This window comes from Kordia aestuariivivens, from assembly GCF_014397005.1.
GTDB lineage: Bacteria > Bacteroidota > Bacteroidia > Flavobacteriales > Flavobacteriaceae > Kordia > Kordia aestuariivivens.
In genome coordinates this window covers 131,200-149,505 of the sequence record NZ_JACGWS010000012.1, presented here as the reverse complement: position 1 = coordinate 149,505, position 18,306 = coordinate 131,200, and the positions used below count along the sequence as shown (strand labels likewise).

At 34.2% G+C, this 18,306-nt stretch carries 16 protein-coding genes; 10 read left to right on the top strand and 6 right to left on the bottom strand.

Annotation, left to right across the window (positions count from 1 at the left end; translation table 11 throughout):
• Nucleotides 1–52 precede the first annotated feature (52 nt).
• Entirely contained in the window at nt 53–1,492 is a 1,440-nt protein-coding gene (locus tag H2O64_RS18190) for an acetylxylan esterase (protein ID WP_187563645.1), read from the bottom strand.
• 119 nt (nt 1,493–1,611) lie between these two features.
• Here H2O64_RS18190 and H2O64_RS18185 point away from each other — a divergent pair, with 119 nt between their 5' ends.
• Nucleotides 1,612–2,241 carry a chromophore lyase CpcT/CpeT gene (locus H2O64_RS18185; protein WP_187563644.1) on the top strand — a complete coding sequence of 210 codons (630 nt, stop codon included), beginning with the start codon at nt 1,612–1,614 and terminating at the stop codon, nt 2,239–2,241.
• A gap of 88 nt (nt 2,242–2,329) precedes the next feature.
• Here the strand turns inward: H2O64_RS18185 and H2O64_RS18180 are convergent, their stop codons facing one another.
• Both H2O64_RS18180 and H2O64_RS18175 read right to left on the bottom strand, forming a co-directional pair.
• Entirely contained in the window at nt 2,330–5,395 is a 3,066-nt protein-coding gene (locus tag H2O64_RS18180) for a T9SS type A sorting domain-containing protein (RefSeq protein ID WP_187563643.1), read from the bottom strand.
• Between the two features lie 372 nt (nt 5,396–5,767).
• Nucleotides 5,768–6,121: a hypothetical protein gene (locus H2O64_RS18175; protein WP_187563642.1), complete on the bottom strand. Its 354-nt coding sequence runs from the start codon at nt 6,119–6,121 to the stop codon at nt 5,768–5,770.
• Nucleotides 6,122–6,389: 268 nt separating this feature from the next.
• Between H2O64_RS18175 and H2O64_RS18170 the strand changes: the two genes are divergently transcribed.
• A complete protein-coding gene (locus H2O64_RS18170) occupies nt 6,390–6,734 on the top strand; it encodes a hypothetical protein (protein WP_187563641.1) in 345 nt (114 codons plus the stop codon).
• Nucleotides 6,735–6,965: 231 nt separating this feature from the next.
• Here the strand turns inward: H2O64_RS18170 and H2O64_RS18165 are convergent, their stop codons facing one another.
• Both H2O64_RS18165 and H2O64_RS18160 read right to left on the bottom strand, forming a co-directional pair.
• The gene (locus H2O64_RS18165) at nt 6,966–10,406 is read right to left on the bottom strand and encodes a methylmalonyl-CoA mutase family protein (RefSeq protein WP_187563640.1); all 3,441 of its coding nucleotides are present in this window, start codon (nt 10,404–10,406) and stop codon (nt 6,966–6,968) included.
• 178 nt (nt 10,407–10,584) lie between these two features.
• A complete protein-coding gene (locus H2O64_RS18160; RefSeq protein ID WP_187563639.1) occupies nt 10,585–11,535 on the bottom strand; it encodes an MBL fold metallo-hydrolase in 951 nt (316 codons plus the stop codon).
• 171 nt (nt 11,536–11,706) lie between these two features.
• Here H2O64_RS18160 and H2O64_RS18155 point away from each other — a divergent pair, with 171 nt between their 5' ends.
• From H2O64_RS18155 to H2O64_RS18135, 5 genes are all read left to right on the top strand, one after another.
• Complete coding sequence (locus H2O64_RS18155) at nt 11,707–12,411, top strand: DUF4197 domain-containing protein (RefSeq protein ID WP_187563638.1); 705 nt, start codon at nt 11,707–11,709, stop codon at nt 12,409–12,411.
• A 172-nt stretch (nt 12,412–12,583) separates the two neighbouring features.
• Entirely contained in the window at nt 12,584–13,066 is a 483-nt protein-coding gene (locus H2O64_RS18150) for a hypothetical protein (RefSeq protein ID WP_187563637.1), read from the top strand.
• A gap of 4 nt (nt 13,067–13,070) precedes the next feature.
• A complete protein-coding gene (locus H2O64_RS18145) occupies nt 13,071–13,535 on the top strand; it encodes a DUF5763 domain-containing protein (protein ID WP_187563636.1) in 465 nt (154 codons plus the stop codon).
• A 129-nt stretch (nt 13,536–13,664) separates the two neighbouring features.
• Nucleotides 13,665–13,868, top strand: a complete 204-nt coding sequence (locus tag H2O64_RS18140; protein WP_187563635.1) for a putative signal transducing protein — start codon at nt 13,665–13,667, stop codon at nt 13,866–13,868.
• Nucleotides 13,869–14,043: 175 nt separating this feature from the next.
• Nucleotides 14,044–15,126 carry a peptidoglycan-binding domain-containing protein gene (locus H2O64_RS18135; RefSeq protein WP_187563634.1) on the top strand — a complete coding sequence of 361 codons (1,083 nt, stop codon included), beginning with the start codon at nt 14,044–14,046 and terminating at the stop codon, nt 15,124–15,126.
• Between the two features lie 99 nt (nt 15,127–15,225).
• Here the strand turns inward: H2O64_RS18135 and H2O64_RS18130 are convergent, their stop codons facing one another.
• Nucleotides 15,226–15,456, bottom strand: coding sequence for a hypothetical protein (locus H2O64_RS18130; protein WP_187563633.1), 231 nt, complete (start codon nt 15,454–15,456; stop codon nt 15,226–15,228).
• A 318-nt stretch (nt 15,457–15,774) separates the two neighbouring features.
• On the opposite strand from H2O64_RS18130, the gene H2O64_RS18125 reads away from it, so the two are divergent.
• The 3 genes from H2O64_RS18125 to H2O64_RS18115 all read left to right on the top strand — a co-directional run bounded on the left by H2O64_RS18125 (nt 15,775) and on the right by H2O64_RS18115 (nt 18,156).
• The gene (locus H2O64_RS18125; RefSeq protein WP_187563632.1) at nt 15,775–17,361 is read left to right on the top strand and encodes a helix-turn-helix domain-containing protein; all 1,587 of its coding nucleotides are present in this window, start codon (nt 15,775–15,777) and stop codon (nt 17,359–17,361) included.
• Nucleotides 17,362–17,678: 317 nt separating this feature from the next.
• Nucleotides 17,679–17,897, top strand: a complete 219-nt coding sequence (locus tag H2O64_RS18120; protein ID WP_187563631.1) for a hypothetical protein — start codon at nt 17,679–17,681, stop codon at nt 17,895–17,897.
• A gap of 10 nt (nt 17,898–17,907) precedes the next feature.
• On the top strand, nt 17,908–18,156 hold the full coding sequence (locus H2O64_RS18115; protein ID WP_187563630.1) for a hypothetical protein: 249 nt from the start codon (nt 17,908–17,910) through the stop codon (nt 18,154–18,156).
• Nucleotides 18,157–18,306 lie beyond the last annotated feature (150 nt).

The window sequence follows — 18,306 nt, the reverse complement described above, 5'->3', positions numbered from 1 at the left end:
CACTGCGGAAAAAGAATCCGTTACGAGTAATTCCTAGACCAACTTAAGTTAGTTACTTAGATTCTTCCTCAAAGAGCTTTTGAAATTTTTTCTTTTGTTTAAATTTTGCAAATAATGGAAGGTTTTGAATTGCTTGAAATCGTCGCAATCCGAGTTCTTTTGCCTTTTTGAGATTTCTGATGGTGTGTTTCAAATCGTCATTTCGAGCATAACTCTGCGCCACACGATAATACCAATAGGCTTGCTCAGGATTAAAATACACTAATAATTGATCGCAATACAAAGCATGTTTGTATTTTTTCGCGCCAATATAACCCATAGAAGATTCGTATGCGCCTGCAAAAATGGTATATTTCAAACGTTTCAACATTTTTGCTTCATTGGTGGTTTCCGCATTCGCGATGTCCAAATCTAAACGTTTCAATTCTCTACGCCACCATTGAAAATTATCGTCAGATTCCGCAGCTAAAATATCGTGAGAATACTTTTTTGAAAACTTTTCATACAGTTCATTTTCTTCATTAATGTTTGCTGCTCGCGATGTAACTTCGCTTTGATATTCTGGAGAAGTTTTTAAAGCTTCCATTTTTTGTTGAATCATTTTGACTTCAAAATACGGCGCAAAATTTTTGACAATACTTTCATATTCCAAAACAGATCTAAATTTATTGTGAATTACCAACGAGTCAGCAATCTTGTATTGAGATTCAAAATACGATTGTACAAATACTGAATCAACAGGTCGTATCTTCTTTTTATAAGCTTGCAATTCTAACCAACCAAAAGCACGTTCAATTTGTTCGCTTGGCGGCCATTTATGTGTATCATTATAGATGAATAATTCATTCGCGACTTCAAATTTGTCTAACCAATTTTTAGTATTGAACATTTCTTGATAGTTCATGTCTTCATCGCCAACCAAACCCACAAAAGAAAACATTTCTTTCGTTGGTGTAACAGATTTGTTGATTGCCAAACCTGCGCCACACGCTACAACTCCTTGTATTTTATCGGTCAATGCAGCAATGGCAGTTGCCAAACGTGAACCGCCTGAAAATCCAGAAGTATAAATTTGTTTTTCGTCTATTTTAAAGGTGGAAAAAACGGTTTCAAACAATCTATTGACAACTTCAAAATTGGTATCATACGGAACGCCGTTTTTGGTTACATTGGAAGCAATTAGTACATAATTAAACTTTTCGGCAGACGATACAAAAGGCATTATTCCTTGTTTGCCATTTCCGCTTGGATCAAATATGAAAACAACTGCTGTGAGTTTGCTTGTATCATACGATTCTGGAAGATATAATGCATACGTATCTGTACTGTTTTGCACAGGAATCGTGTTTAAAATTTTACTTTTTTCAAAACGATCTGTTTGCGCAAATCCGGCAGAAACATAGAGGCTTAGGATGCAGAGAAATACAATACGCATGAATGATACTTTCTCTAAAGTTACAGAATTAATAGAAAGCTTGCTTATTTTTAACATTTTGTATAGTTTCAAACTATATGTGATGTTAATTTGAAAAACGAAATGTATTTTCTACATTTACTTACATTGATTTACAAAAACCTATCTTTTTTAGAAACCAAAAATTCCACAGACTGATGAAAAAAATAATCATAATCGCTGTAATTACAGTATTCCTATGTTCCATTTCAAGTTGTGATAGTTACAAATCGACTACTTCTACCAACGAATTAAAAGCATTGCAAACGCAAATGACAGGTTCGTTTGATAGTAGTGAACAAGCTGCAAAAGATTCAACTTATTATAATATTTCCTTGCACATGTATCCTATTTGGAAATCAAAAGATGGCTATTGGTTGTATGTTGAGCAAGCGCTAAACACAAACCAAGCAAAACCATATCGTCAGCGAGTTTATAAAATAGAATATTTTATGAATACACGATATGTGAGTAAAGTATATACACTCCAAAATCCAGAAGACTTTATTGGGAAATGGAAAACTCCTGAGTATTTTGACCAATTTGATACTTCTATTCTAAAAGAACGCGAAGGCTGTGGTGTTTATTTAGTGAAAAAAGGAAAAAAATATATTGGTGGCACACATGGAGCTGGCTGTAAAAGCACAATGCGCGGCGCAAGCTACGCAACTTCACAAGTAACGATAAAACCCAATGTAATTGAAAGTTGGGATCGCGGTTTTAATGCTAAAGATGAACATGTTTGGGGCGCAGAAAAAGCAGGATATATTTTTGAACGATTGAAGTAAAACCATTCTTTTTTTAAAAATAAAGTGCCACGCAAAGAAAAGACCCGACTTTTTGTGACACTTTTGCATAGTAACATCAGATTGCTAACTATTTTAGTATAATTCGTTTAGTGAATTGTTTGTTCTTTTGCGAAATTTTCAAGAAATACATTCCTGCTTGATAGCCGCGTAAATCTATGGTTTGTTTTGTTTGATCTATACTGTCAAAAGTTGCTTTATAAATATTTCTTCCTGTAATATCGAAAACATTCACAGCTACATTATCGAGTTTTGTCGCTGCATTTATATATACAATTCCGTCGGTTAGTGTTGGTGCGATTGTAATTCCAAATGCTGCTTCATCATTTCCTGTAATGCTTAAGGTTCCGTCTAAGTTGGTTGATGTTGGGTAAAATACAGAGAATGAGTTTGTATTGAATCGGATGTAATAATCATCTTGATAGGAAGTAGCTACTGTATTGATAAAATCGCCCCCAGAAACATAGCCTGAAGTACAGGTATTTCCGTTTACTTTCATCACTTCTAAGTCACTGATTGTTATCAGATTGGAATCAACCAAAATTAAATCATCAACCTCATCACCTAATACATATAAGCGGACATTTACATTGCTTGAAGGTGCATTTTGAGCACTGATGGAGACTTCTCTCCGTAAATACGGTTGCCCTGAGAAGTCTCGAGTATCAGCATTGTCAATAAATAATGTGGTGGTTATAGTCCCTAAGTCATTTCCGTTAGCGTTCATCGCCGCTACGATATTGTTTGATGCATCTAAAATCGGAACCCATTCGTTTGTATTTCCTTGTAATGTTGAAATTTCTACCGTTGGTATGTTTTCACAAACGCCTGCTGTTCCTGTAGCCACAACTGGTGCGCCTTCTAAACAGAACGTAACAGCTGTAAGACTTGTTTCTAATCGGGAAACTTGTAGGTAATAGGTGTTTCCGAATACCACAGGAATAGAGCCATCATTATTAAAACAAGCAACTTCTGTTCCGCCGCAAGCATCGTAAACCGTAAAGTTGTTAAATGTTGAACTCGTATTGAGTGTAATATTTCCTGTCAGTGTAGCTTCAAACGTATACCAACTGTCCAACCATGTTTGTGTTCCGTTCTGGCAACTTCCCACGGAAGAAGCTAAGGTTGAACCGCGTAATTCTGTCGTTACATTTTGTGTGCTACATTCGCCAATTGCCGCAACCTGAATCAATTCTGCGGAAGCGCAATCTACATTTGTAATACTTTCATACGCCGTAATGACAAAACTGTCTGCGCCAGCATATATACTACTACTGACTACACGTAATGTGTACGTTCCGGTAGTGAGTCCAAATATTATTTTTTCGTTATAGAAACACTCAATTTCCGTTGGAACAGTTCCGCAAGTATCGTATAAGGTAAATCCATCCGCGAAATTCACGCCTGTAATTGTAATATTTCCGTTGACTGGCATTGTAAATTCATACCATAAATCGAGATACTCGTCTGTGGGACTTGTTTCACAGCTACTTTGCAAACTTTCGGTTGCTGAAGCATTGTTAAAGTTGATGGTCGTTGGCGTTGTGATATCTGCCGTAATGATTTCCGCATTGGCGCATTCGTCATTTGCAGCCGTTTGAAACGCTTGTATGACAAAACTATCAGCACCCGCAAAACCTGATGTACTTACTACGCGTAACGTGTACGTTCCGGCAGCTACATTGTATATAAAATGATTGTTATAAAAGCAATCGATTTCCGTTGGAACCGTTCCGCAATTGTCATAGAGTGTAAATCCGTCTGCGAAGTTGACTCCAGAAAAACTTAAGTTTCCTGTCACTGGCATCGTAAATTCAAACCAAACATCTAAATAATCTTCTGTTAAGCTTGTATCGCAACTACTTTGTAAACTTTCGGTTGCGGTTGCATTGTTGAAATTAATTGTTGTAGCTGTTGTAATATCTGCTGTGATGACTTCCGCATTAGCGCATTCGTCATTCGCAGCTGTTTCAAAAGCTTGCATTGTAAAACTATCAGCGTTTGCATTACTCGAAGTACTTACCACTCGTAATGTATAGGTTCCTGTGGTTAATCCGAATATAAAATTATTATTGTAAAAGCAATCGATTTCCGTCGGAACCGTTCCGCAATTGTCATAGAGTGTAAAACCATCTGCAAAGTTAATCCCTGTAAAACTTAAATTTCCATTGACTGGCATTGTGAATTCATACCAAAGATCTAAATAATCTTCTGTTAGGCTTGTATCGCAACTACTTTGTAAACTTTCGGTTGCTGTTGCATTGTTGAAATTAATCGTCGTAGCTGTTGTAATATCATCTGAAATGACTTCTGCATTCGCACATTCGTCATTGGTCGCTGTTCCTAAAGCTTGAATGACAAAACTATCAGCGTTTGCATTTCCAGCTGTACTCACCACACGTAATGTATAGGTTCCGGCAGCTAAATTGTATGTAAAATTATTGTTGTAGAAACAATCGATTTCCGTCGGAACCGTTCCGCAGTTATCATATAATGTAAAACCGTCGGCAAAGTTAACGCCTGTGATTCGTAGATTTCCAGTAACTGGCATTGTGAATTCGTACCATAAGTCTAAATAGTCTTGAGTTGGACTTGTATCACAGCTACTTTGCAAACTTTCGGTTGCTTGTGCATTGTTGAAATTAATCGTCGTAGCTGTTGTAATATCGTCCGTAATGACTTCGGCATTCGCGCATTCGTCATTGGCTGCCGCTTCAAATGCTTGAATTTGAAAACTGTCCGCTCCAGCTTGACTGGCAGTACTAACAGCTCTTAATTTGTATGTTCCTGCTGTGAGATTGTAAAAGAATCCATCGTCATAAAAACAATCTATTTCTGCGCCGCCACATGTATTGTATAGTGAAAAACCGTCTGCAAAATTGACAGCTGTAATTCGTATATTTCCCGTAACTGGCATCGTAAATTCGTACCAAACATCTAAGTATGAAGTTGGCGAAGTATCACAACTACTGAGCAAACTTTGTGTTGCCATTTCGTTATTGAAACTGACTAATGTTGTTCCTGTTGTTGTTACTGTAATAACTTCAGCATCAACGCAATCATTGTTTGCTGGTACTTGCGCATGACTGTAGTATATAGTGAATAGAATTCCTAAGAAAAGTAGTTTTGCCCTCATGTAATTGCCCCTAATTTAGTTTACGAGCCATGAAAGTACTTCCTTTTAAATTGTCTCATAAAAAAAATGTGTAAACCGTCTCGATTTACACATTTTTGGTATGATATACTTTCTGTTTAGTTGAAGTTGCTTGTTTCTTCGATATTGGTTTTTTTTTCGAGAAGATGAAAGACCGCTGCGCTGTTAGATTATAGAATAGAGACTGAATAGTAATTATTGGAAAAATTGCGAGGGTTTTTGTAAATATTTTATAACCAATTAGTTAATTATATTTTTAGTAGTTTTCACATAAACTCTTTGGTTATTTAAGAGTATCTCCTCAGCTATTCTACTTCTTCTTTTATTTTCGACTACAAACAAAGAAGATATTCATTAAATCAATTTTATTGATTTATAGCTTTCGTCAGTCCAAATATAGTCTGAAGTTGTCATATATTCAATTCCTTTTTCTTTCAATATTTTGATTCCTTCCATCGTCAAATTTGTTGTCAGAATTAAGTAATGTGACTTATCAAAATCTAACTTTGAAATAACTTTTTCTAACTCTCTTGATAGAACAACATCATTTCGGTCAGTCTTAAATGACACAATTTTTTTCCCAATTTGGTTTTTAGTTATAAGTTTAATAAATCCATTTGGTACTTTTGAAAAGTCGTACTTATCTTTTAAATATATTGTTTGAAATTTTATCATTTTTTTCCAATTGCACACAACGTGTTCACTCATGGTTTATTGCGTGTTTAAGTATCTAATTTAGCAAATAAATCACAGATAAAATATTCCGCAGGAATGTTCGTAAGTCGGCAGTGACCTAGCAATTAAATATACACGTCATAATTTAGCATTTCGTTTTTAACCTAGTTTTAACTTTATTAGACAAGATCATAAACTTATTTAACACCAATTTAAGGGAGTTTAACTCAAACCGTTAAATATTTTTCAATAGCTTTTTCTTGGTGTAGTTTTGTTGTCTAATTTAAATATATTTAACTAAATGACAAAGCAAGATTTTTTAGATATACATAAAGAACGTTTAAAAGCTTTTGTATTAAAACAAAAAGAAAATTTAAAAAATGATTCACCCAATAACTTTAAAAATTTTACTCACAGAGCAGATTATTTAAGCCAACAAATTATTGATAAATCAGATTTATTAATTTCTGAAATATTCAGAGACTATGGTTTATCTTCAACAGATACAATAAACTTCAAAGGGACAATTATTAGTATATTAGAATACTTTCTACTAGGCGTATCTTCAACTTATATTGATTGCATAAAGGATTTTGATGCATACTCAGACAAAATTCTACTTTTAAAATTTCACTCTAAGAATTGAATTGTAAAATCAAATTAAAACGTAAGGTTTTTATACTCGTTAAGATTGATTGTTGGATATCTGTTTTCTGTCAAATAGTTACTGCGTCACCCTGAATTTATTTAGCTTCGCTGATTTAAAAACTCAGGGTCTCACATATATATTTGATTCACAGAAGCATGAGATTCTGAATCAAGTTCAGAATGACGTACTTTGTAGTTTTATGACAATTTAATGAACCTGCAAAAATTACTACATATTTCTTCGATATTGTCCACCGACTTCAAATAACGAAGCTGTGATTTGTCCTAACGAACATACTTTACATACTTCCATTAAGGCTTCAAATATGTTTTCATTATTGATTGCTTTCTTTTGTAATTCAAGTAATAATTCGTCCGTATCGTGTGCTTTTTGAAGATTTTCTAAGATTCTGATTTGATACTGTTTTTCTTCTTCCGTTGCACGAATTACCTCTTTTGGAACTACCGTTGGCGAACCTTTACTACTTAGGAATGTGTTTACACCAATGATTGGAAATTGTCCATTGTGTTTTAAGGTTTCGTAGTATAAACTTTCTTCCTGAATTTTAGAACGTTGGTACATGGTTTCCATCGCGCCTAAAACGCCACCACGTTCCGTAATTCTATCAAATTCTAGTAAAACCGCTTCTTCTACCAAGTCTGTCAATTCTTCAATGATAAACGAACCTTGAATTGGATTTTCGTTTTTCGCCAATCCTAATTCTTTGTTGATGATTAACTGAATTGCCATGGCTCTACGAACCGATTCTTCCGTTGGCGTTGTAATAGCTTCGTCATACGCGTTTGTGTGCAACGAGTTACAGTTATCATAGATTGCATATAACGCTTGCAACGTGGTACGAATGTCGTTGAAATCAATTTCTTGTGCGTGTAAACTACGTCCCGAAGTTTGAATGTGATATTTCAACATTTGCGCTCTTGAATTCGCTCCGTATTTATGTTTTAAGGCTTTCGCCCAGATTTTACGCGCTACACGTCCAATGACTGCATATTCTGGATCGATTCCGTTGGAGAAGAAAAATGATAAGTTTGGACCAAATTTATTGATGTCCATTCCGCGACTTAAATAGTACTCTACATACGTGAAACCATTTGATAAGGTTAATGCCAATTGTGTAATTGGGTTTGCGCCTGCTTCCGCGATGTGATATCCAGAAATGGAAACCGAATAGAAGTTACGTACATTGTTTTCAATGAAATATTCTTGAACATCTCCCATCAATCGCAATGCAAATTCTGTTGAGAAAATACACGTATTTTGTGCTTGATCTTCTTTTAAGATATCTGCCTGAACCGTTCCACGAACTTGTGCTATTGTTTTTACTTTGATATCGTTATAAACATCCGCTGGCAAAACTTGATCGCCCGTAACTCCCAAAAGCATCAAACCTAAACCGTTATTACTTTCTGGTAATTCGGCATTGTATTTTGGACGTTCTTTCCCTTTGTAAATTTCAGCAATTTTTGCTTCCACTTCCGTTTCTAGTTCATTTTCCTTGATGTAGATTTCACATTGCTGATCAATAGCTGCATTCATGAAAAATCCTAATAACATTGGTGCTGGACCATTGATCGTCATACTTACCGAAGTCATGATATCAGCTAAATTAAAACCAGAGTATAGTTTTTTCGCATCATCTAAACAGCAAATAGAAACGCCTGCATTTCCAATTTTACCATAAATATCTGGTCGTAAATCTGGATCGTTTCCGTAAAGAGTTACACTGTCAAAAGCTGTTGATAAACGTTTTGCGGGCATTCCTGCACTTACGTAGTGAAAACGTTTGTTGGTACGTTCGGGTCCGCCTTCTCCTGCAAACATTCGCGCTGGATCTTCTCCTGTACGTTTGAAAGGATATAATCCTGCTGTGTATGGAAATTCTCCTGGTACGTTTTCTTGCAAACACCATTTTAAGATATCGCCCCAAGCTTGATACTTTGGCAACGCTACTTTTGGTATTTGTACGTGTGATAACGATTCTGTGTGTGTTTCTATTTTGATTTCTTTGTCTCGTACTTTGAACGAATAGATTGGGTTTTTGTATGTATTTACTTTTTCGCTCCAACCGATGATGATTTCCCAGTTGTAAGGATCCAAGTTTAGCTTTACGCGATCAAACTCTTTGAGTAATAATTTTACTAAGTCAATGTCTGCTTCTTTCTCGATTCGATCTAAAATAATCGTTTCATCCAAACCAATTTTTGACATGAATGACATCTCAACTGCGCTCGATGTGACATTTGTGATAGAAGCGATTGTTTTATAAATTCCGTACAAACGTTGTGCAACTTCAACTTGTGTTTCAGCTTTTTTATCGTAGGCTCTGTTACTTTCAGCAATTTCAGATAGATAGCGTGTTCTTGATGGTGGAATGACGAATATTTTTTCGCTCATTTCACTTGAAATTTTAGAAGTCGATTGTAAATCTGCTTCCGTTTTCTCCACCAATTTGTCCATGACAGCTTTGTACAAGGTATTCATTCCTGGATCGTTGAATTGTGAAGCAATTGTTCCGAATACTGGCAAATCATCTTGGTGTACATGCCACAGATTGTTATTACGCATGTATTGTTTTTTTACATCGCGCAAAGCATCTAATGAACCTCTTTTATCAAATTTGTTGATTGCTACTAAATCAGCGAAATCAAGCATGTCAATTTTTTCTAATTGTGTTGCTGCGCCAAATTCTGGTGTCATTACGTATAAAGCCACATCACTGTGCTCCATGATTTCCGTATCCGATTGTCCAATTCCTGATGTTTCAAGAATGATGATATCGTATTCCGCAGCTTTTAAAACTTGTACTGCTTCATTTACATATTTTGATAAGGCTAAATTAGATTGACGTGTTGCCAAACTACGCATATAGACTCTTGGTGAGTTGATGGCATTCATACGAATACGATCTCCAAGTAATGCGCCGCCTGTTTTGCGTTTTGATGGATCAACCGAGATTAATCCGATGGTTTTTTCTGGAAAGTCAATTAAGAAGCGACGTACTAATTCGTCCACTAAACTTGATTTTCCTGCGCCACCAGTTCCGGTGATTCCTAAAACGGGTGTTTTTGAATTTTTATTTTTTTCGTGAATAATGTCTAATGATTCTTTGGCAACTTCTGGAAAGTTTTCTGCCGAAGAGATCACACGTGCAATTGCTTTTGGATTTTTTTCGTGTAGAATATTCACTTCTCCATTTAATGTGTCGCCAATGGCATAATCTGATTGTTGCACCAAATCATTAATCATTCCTTGCAAGCCCATTTCACGTCCATCATCAGGTGAATAGATACGTGTAATTCCATAGTCCATTAAGTCTTTGATTTCTTCTGGAAGAATTACGCCGCCACCGCCGCCAAATATTTTGATGTGTCCTGCGCCTTTTTCTTGCAACAAGTCATACATGTATTTAAAATACTCATTGTGTCCACCTTGATACGAAGTCATCGCAATGGCATTTGCATCTTCTTGAATTGCCGTATTTACGACTTCTTCTACACTTCGATCGTGTCCTAAATGAATAACCTCAACACCTGTTGACTGAATGATGCGTCGCATGATATTGATTGCGGCATCGTGTCCATCAAATAGTGATGCTGCTGTAACGATTCGTACTTTATATGTGGGTTTGTAAGGTTGCGCTTGTTCCATCTGTAATGAAGTCTATATTTTAGGCGTGCAATTTACGGAATATTCAAAAAAATCGACTGTTTTTTAAGAAATATATAAGAATCAATGTTGTCCGACTAAAGATAAAAGACCGCTACGCTGTTAGATTGTAGAATAAAGACTCATTTGTAATTATTTGGGCGTTTTACTGGTTTTATTTTTAAAGTCCAAAACGCATTCCTTCTTTCGCAAATCGGAAACCTAGTTTTTGCAAACTGTCTTTTAGTGGATGTGCGTCTTGCAATGCTGGATTGGAATGATTGAAATGTATGAAAATGACTTTGTTTTTTGTCGCTTTAGCTGCTGATTGAAATAGTGTTGCCGTTTCTTCAATGAATGGATGCGGCACTTCGCTCATCGGTCTTGGAATTTCGCCGTCTTTGAAAAATGTGGCATCTAGGAATGCGTAATCTACTTTTTTGACTTCTGCTACAATGTCTTTTTCCCAAAGTTGCCATTTGTTAATGTCTGGAATGAATAATGCCGATTTGAGTTTACCTTCAATTTTATAACCAACCGTTTCCGAAAACTCATCCCGATGCGGCACTAGAAAAGGTGTAACTTTGAGTCCGTTTGTCAAATCTACAGCAGTGTTATGTTCTAACTTTTTAAGCTGTATATTTTCCAACGCAACCAATTGACTCCAAGGTCCGTTTGTTTCTAAGTAGCTTTTCATTTTGGGCATTGTATAGACAGGAACTTTAGTTGCGCCCATAGCTTCACGACCAAGATACATGAGTCCTGTGTAATGTCCGATGTGTGCGTGTGTTAGAAAAATGCCGTCTAGTACGTTTGTAGTTTCTAGGTGATTTTCAGTAATATTTTGCACTTGTAGTGCGATATCTGGTGTGGCATCAAATAGCCATTTTTGCTTTGCTTTGAGATCAATTAAACCCAAACAAGAAATTAATTTTTTATCCACTTTTCCATCGTGATACGGTTTGCAACATGATTTTTTACAATTGATTTGCGGATACCCTGCATCTTGTGCGGTTCCTAAAACCGTGATGTATTGTGCACTTTCAACTTTTGGTTCTGTATTTTCTACAGGAGTTGATTTTGTTTGACAACTGACAAATAGTAGTAAGGTTAAAAACAATCCTCTGTACATCCTTATTTTTTTATGTAAGATATTATTTTTTACTGAGATTCATTGATACAACATTTCATATGACACAAAAAAGAATCCTATTAATAATTCATGTATTTTTGTGGTATGCATTTTGTAAATGATTAAACCATTTATATACTATATCTTCTAAAAAACTTAAATACATTTTACATGAAAAAGATCATTATTGCTTTTGTTGGATTATTGATGTTGAATTCTTGTGCAGAGTTACAACAAGTTGTGAATCAGTTGCCACAAGGTGGAACACTTGGAAACGCTGATATTGCAGCTGGATTGCGTCAGGCACTAGATTTTGGAATTGAAAAGCAAGTGAAAAAATTAACCTTGAAAGATGGTTTTTATGGAAATAGTCTTGTGAAGATTTTAATGCCCGAAGAGTTACGAAAAGTAGATAAGACATTACGTGATATTGGATTGGGAAGTTTGGCTGATGATGGAATTAAAATGTTGAATAGAGCTGCGGAAGATGCGGTAAAAGAAGCAACTCCTATTTTCGTAAATGCGGTAAAAGATATTACGTTTGCGGACGCAAAAAATATTTTGTTAGGTAATAATGATGCAGCAACTAGCTATTTACAAGGAAAAACAAACACTGCATTGTACAATAAGTTTAACCCAGTGATTAAGAACTCGTTTGCGAAAGTTGGCGCGGATCAAATTTGGTCGAATTTAATTAATCGTTATAATAAGATTCCTTTTGTGAATAAGGTAAATCCAGATTTAACGGATTATGTAACGAATCAGGCATTGAAAGGTGTGTATACTATGATTGCTGTGGAAGAGCAAAAGATTCGCACGAAAGTTGGATCAAGAACAACTGCTTTATTGCAAAAAGTTTTTGCATTGCAGGATTAGGTTTATCAGCTTTTGGTTTCTAACCGTTAGCTTTTAATTAAAAATATAAAACGTCTTTGTGAGATTTTAGAATTCTCGTGAAGGCGTTTTTTTTTGGGGAAGTTGTGTTTTACGGTTAACCGTAATTGTATGTTGTTTGGTTTTGATAGTTTTACATTATATAACCTATAACATGATTAAAAAGAAAAAGAAAAAAAAAGTCATCACTAAAATAGTCGCTGTAATTTCATTTATAGTCTTGCTTACTACACTCATTCTCAATTTCAATGATGTTAAAAATATTTTTAGTTCTAAGGTCGATATCACAGGAGAATGGACTTTGAATTTCCATATTCAAGAAACATCCTATAACGCTTACAACAACAAGACTGCTGAGTATAAAATGCATTTTATACAAAGTAATAAACAAATAAAAGGCGAAGGTGAGAAATGGCGATTTAATAATAAAGAGCTTCCTTTTAATGAACATGATCCATTAATCGTTACTGGTAAATATAAAAATGATAGCATTTATTGTACTTATGTTTTGAAAGGTGTTCGCAGAGAAACCAAAGGAAGTTTTGTTGTTGCTTACGAGAACGATGAAATGAACGGTTATTTTTCGGGAACAGCAGCGAATTCTAAAGGTAAAGTATCCGGTAAACGAGTAAAATAAAGAAATGAAAGTATTCCTATCTATATTTTTATTTCTAGTTTCCTTAAACATTCAAGCACAAGACGTTTACAAAACACCTTCTGGAAAGCGATATCATTTGAGTTCATGCAGAATGGTGGAAAATGTTTCTAGTAAGTTGGTTGGACTCGAAACGATTGCTGCTTCCAAATTAACACCTTGCAAGATTTGCAAACCACCACCAAAAAGTCAACTTCAAAAACGATTGAATTCTGAAGATAAATCAGTTGGCACTTCCGTTTCTGTTCGTTGTAAAGGTTATACAAAGAAAGGAACGCGTTGTAAACATAAAACACGACTCGCCAATGGTTATTGTTTTCAACATACTAAACAAAATAGCAATGCTTCAAGGAATTCTCAAAGTTCTTCAAGATGTCGTGGAAAAACAAAATCGGGAAATCGTTGTAAGCGAAAAGTAAAAAACGGTAATTATTGTTATCAGCATGATTGAGATTGAAGAACTAGGTTTAAGAAATTATATTTTCAAATCATCAAATTGATCCATTAATAAATCGTCACATTGTTACATTAAAATCCTTATCATTTTTGTATCTTTAGTAGATAACACTTAATTAAAATTATGAACAGACAAAAGATATATACAAGCGATTCACAGATTCAAATTATGGACGCAAAGCACATTTTAGACGAAGCTGGCATTAATTATTTTGAAATCAATAAAATGGACACTGCATACGCTGGTATTTTGGGCGGAAGCATAGAATTGCATGTAGAAGAAGCCGATGCAGAAAAATCCTTAAAATTATTAGCTGATTTAAAATAGTAGCGATTTTAACATTGAAAATATATTCTAAAAAAAGCTATTCAAACTGTCCTAATTGTTGGACAAATTTGACGTTGCTTTTGCAATTTTAATATTCATTTTTAAACCAAGTGTTTTCCCCCTTTTGGAATTTATACATTTTTTTTAATTTGCCATATCTAAAAAATTTACAAGCATGGAATGTTCAAACCTCATCGAATCAGCACTCAAAAAAGGAAATATACATCAATCTTTATTTAAAGGATCTTCAGATAAAACACTAATTACAGATTTGCAACGAACACTGTTTGAATTGGGTTTTAGAAAGGAACTTCGTTGGGACGATTATCAAGCTGATGGCGATTATGGCAAAGCAACCACAAAAGCTGTTGCGGCTTTTGCAGCAAAAAACGATCATTCAAGTGACGGAACTTCTGTTTCAGATTCCTTAGCAAAACTAATTCTACAACGTCATGATTTTCTTCCTGAAATGTACATTTTATGGTCAATTCACACTTCTGACCTTAGAACTAGGAAATTTATTTCTAAAGGAACACGTATGAGCATTTCTGCCATACAAGTATTTCTAAATACGCTCGGTTATGGCAATGAACTTAATTTCGCAAAGTTTGGCGCTGACGGATTGTATGGAAATAGCACACGCAAAGCTGTGATAAAATATGCCAAAGACAATGGAATTCAATCTGATGGAGACGCGCTCACACGACCCGTTGTGGATCTTTTCTTGAAAGATATTAACAAGTATTACGGAAGCAAATGGAGTGATTTAGCGGCGAAAAATTTACCTAGTAAAAAATCGCCTTTAGTATTATTTCAAGGATCTCGATTTTCAGGAAAACCGTGTAGAGCCGATATTCAATTTGTGCCTGCACTTGAAAAAATTAACAAATATGCTGAGCAAGCTGATGTTATTATACATGTAACGAGTTCTTTTAGAACAACAACCAATGTACAAGGTGCCATTGTAAAACCAGCAACTTTTTCAAACCATTTGGCTGGACATGGAATTGACATGAATGTCCGTTATGGAAATGGTAAATTTGCAAATTCTAAAGTATTGGCAAAATATCCGAATGTGCCTGCGCCTGTAAAACAGTTTTTGAGTTCAATTATTAATGATCCTGAATTGCGCTGGGGCGGATTATTTAACACTAAAGATCCTGTACATATTGACGATCATTTGAACAAAGACCGCGCAGTTTGGAGAAAACGGTATGAAGCCATGCAAAAAGCGGTACAATTAGGGAAGTTTAATTAATTCCTTTTAATACATATTGAACACTAAAAAAGCCAACGAAAATATAACTTCGTTGGCTTTTTTTGATTCCTATTCTTAAAATATTTATTCTCATAAATATCAATCAGTGCTACCAACATGTGAAGCACATCCTCTTCTTTGGTTACTTAAAGGATCAGTAAGAGAAGATATGCATGAAGTATCTGGTTCATCTGTTTTACACAAAGCTAGATCTAATGTAATTGAACATTCCGCGTTATTTGTTTGCCCTGCACCGATAATATGATATTGTGCGCGAAATGATGCAATTGTAAATTTTTTCAGCTTAAGAATTTTACTTTTTTTTTTCATAATTTGAGTTTTAGTGTTAGGTTAATGCATTTCAAAACTACAATTATTTACTTTTTATTGTACTGAAAAACAACTAGATAATAGACAATTGATCTATTGTCACTAGAATATCGTGTATTTATTCGTTTTATTCTGCTAGAAAAATAAAAGAAAGCGAATTGCTATAAAAAAAATGTATTTTAGTAATTCTATATCCTCTATATGACATTAAAACACTATTTCATTGCAGCATGTTTCCTTTTTTGCAACTTCTATATATATGGTCAAAAACAAAACACTTTTAAGATAGATTCCCTTTCAGAAAAAAGTTTTGAAGAGTTGCACAAACATTTTTTTGCTCCACAAACTTCTGATGTTGAAGCGAGTTTGTATGCAGATGCGTATTTAAAGAAAGCAAAACAACGTAACGATTCAAAAAAAATAATTAATGGCTATTACTATAAAGGTTTAATTGATTCTGACTCATTAAAGATACAATATATAGACAGTCTTATTCAGCTTTCTGCAAAACGTACAGATCATTATTTGATGGAGAATGCATTAGTAATCAAAGCAGGAAATTTTTATAATTCTAGATCGTATAAAAAAGCATTAAACATCTATCTAAAAGCTCAGAAATATGCTAAAAAAAGTAATAATAAGCATGCATTGTTTAACATTGAATATAATATTGGAATCATTTATAATTTAATTGAAGATTATGAAAATGGATTGAATACATTTAAAGAATCCTTGAAAAACTTTGAAACATTGGAGTTTGAAGACCAATGGAAACGCTTACAAATTACATCGAGTATGATTGTATCATACAGACAACTCGGCAAGTATGATTCTATAACTCATTATACAACCGAAGGAATAAAACAAACACATAAGCAACCAAAATACAAGTATTTATATAATTTATTCGTGCTAAATGAAGGCATAAATTTATATTTCAAAAAGAAGTATTCCGATGCAATTGATAGCATTCAAAAAACAGTTCCTTATCTTAAAAGTAAAAAAGATGATTCTAAATTAACGTTTGCCTATTTTTATCTTGCCAAAACGTATTTGGCAACTCAACGCACTGAAGAAGCTATTGATTATTTAAAAAAGGCAGATACTATCTTCTTAAAAATAAATTATTTATTTCCAGAAACAAGAGCAACGTATGAACTATTAATTGATCATTACAAAAAGAAGAAGGATTTAAAAAAACAGCTTACGTATATTGATCGATTGTTACGTTTAGACAGTATTATACATGACAAAGAAATGTATTTAGCCAAACACATTTCGGAAGGTTATAACACGCCAAGATTAATTGCAGCTAAACAAGAAATCATACATTCACTTCAAAAGAAAGAGAATTTTTATGTGGTGAGTATTATCGGTGCAATTCTTTTAATTCTATTGATTGGAGGTTTCTTGATATACCAATACATACAACGAAATGTATATAAAAAACGTTTTGAACAATTACTGAAAGATCAAGAAAATACGAAACAACATACAATCATTGATGTTTCCGATCGTAAAAAAAGTGAATTAAATATTCCCGAAGATATCGTAACGTCAGTATTAAAAAACTTAAATGACTTCAAACAGAAAGATGAATTTTTATCGTCTAATGTGACACTTCAAAAGTTAGCCAAACGCTTTAAAACAAATCATACCTATTTGTCTAAAATCATCAATGTGTATGAAGATAAAAGCTTCAACCAATTCATTAATGAGTTACGCATTACGTATGCTATTGAACGATTGCAAACAGATGCAACTTTTAGAAAGTATACCATTGACGCTATTGCCGAAGAATCTGGCTTTAGCAATACACGTACATTTTCAAGAGCTTTTCAGCGAAAAACCAATTTGAATCCTTCGTATTTTATAAAAAACTTAAAAGCTTCACATTCTGTATAACGCTTTTTTTGTTGTTTTTAATGGTTAAAAAAGACAATAGATGAATTGTCGTGCAAAATGATTTATACCGTAAGCAACTATGTTTTCAGGAAGATCAAAAAATGCTTTTCTCTAGAAACAAACTTCTCTAAAAACATTTAATTCATTCAAAAACAAATACTTACGATTCTCTAATTTATTTTAAAACGATATAAAATACATCTTGCATCGTTGCCTTTCAAGCGATTGTCATTATATAAATTGACAAATCATGTGCTTTTTTTAGGCTAAATGTTTGTATAGTTTTACTTCAAGTTTAATCAAAACATTTACTCATTATGAAAAAAAACAAAGTACAACACGGGACATTAAAATTGAATAAAGGACGCATTGCTGATTTACAAGCTGGAACTATTTTTGGAGGTGAAGATAGAGGCGGAAGAAATAAAGCGACGGATAATGATTGCATAGACAGTGTTGACTGTACCGTAACATTATCTACTGGAGTTTCAAATTTTGTTTGTCCAGATCCGAGCAATGATACTGCAACTTATTAAAAAATAAATCATGAAAAAGCAAAAATTAGGATTGAACAAGTTAAGCTTGACAAAATCAAGAATTGCAGAGTTGAACACACTAAACGCTAAAGGCGCTGGTCGTGAATCTACAAATCCGCAATGTATCCTTACAGGAGTTGTTGATGGATGCGATATTACCGAAAATTGCAACACAAACGATTGTGGAAGTAATAACTGTACCGATGGTTGTAATCCAACAGCAACTAGAGCAATTTTATCTTGCCTCTTTCCTTGCTAAACAGTCTGCAACTTATTAAAAGGGAATATATAATTTAGTAGTTATATATCATGTTTGAAATCGCCTGGAAAAATTTTCTGGGCGATTTCTTTTGTCTGTAATTTTATTTTTCTTTCGAAAATCTAGTTATAAAAAAAGCGAACCGAAGTT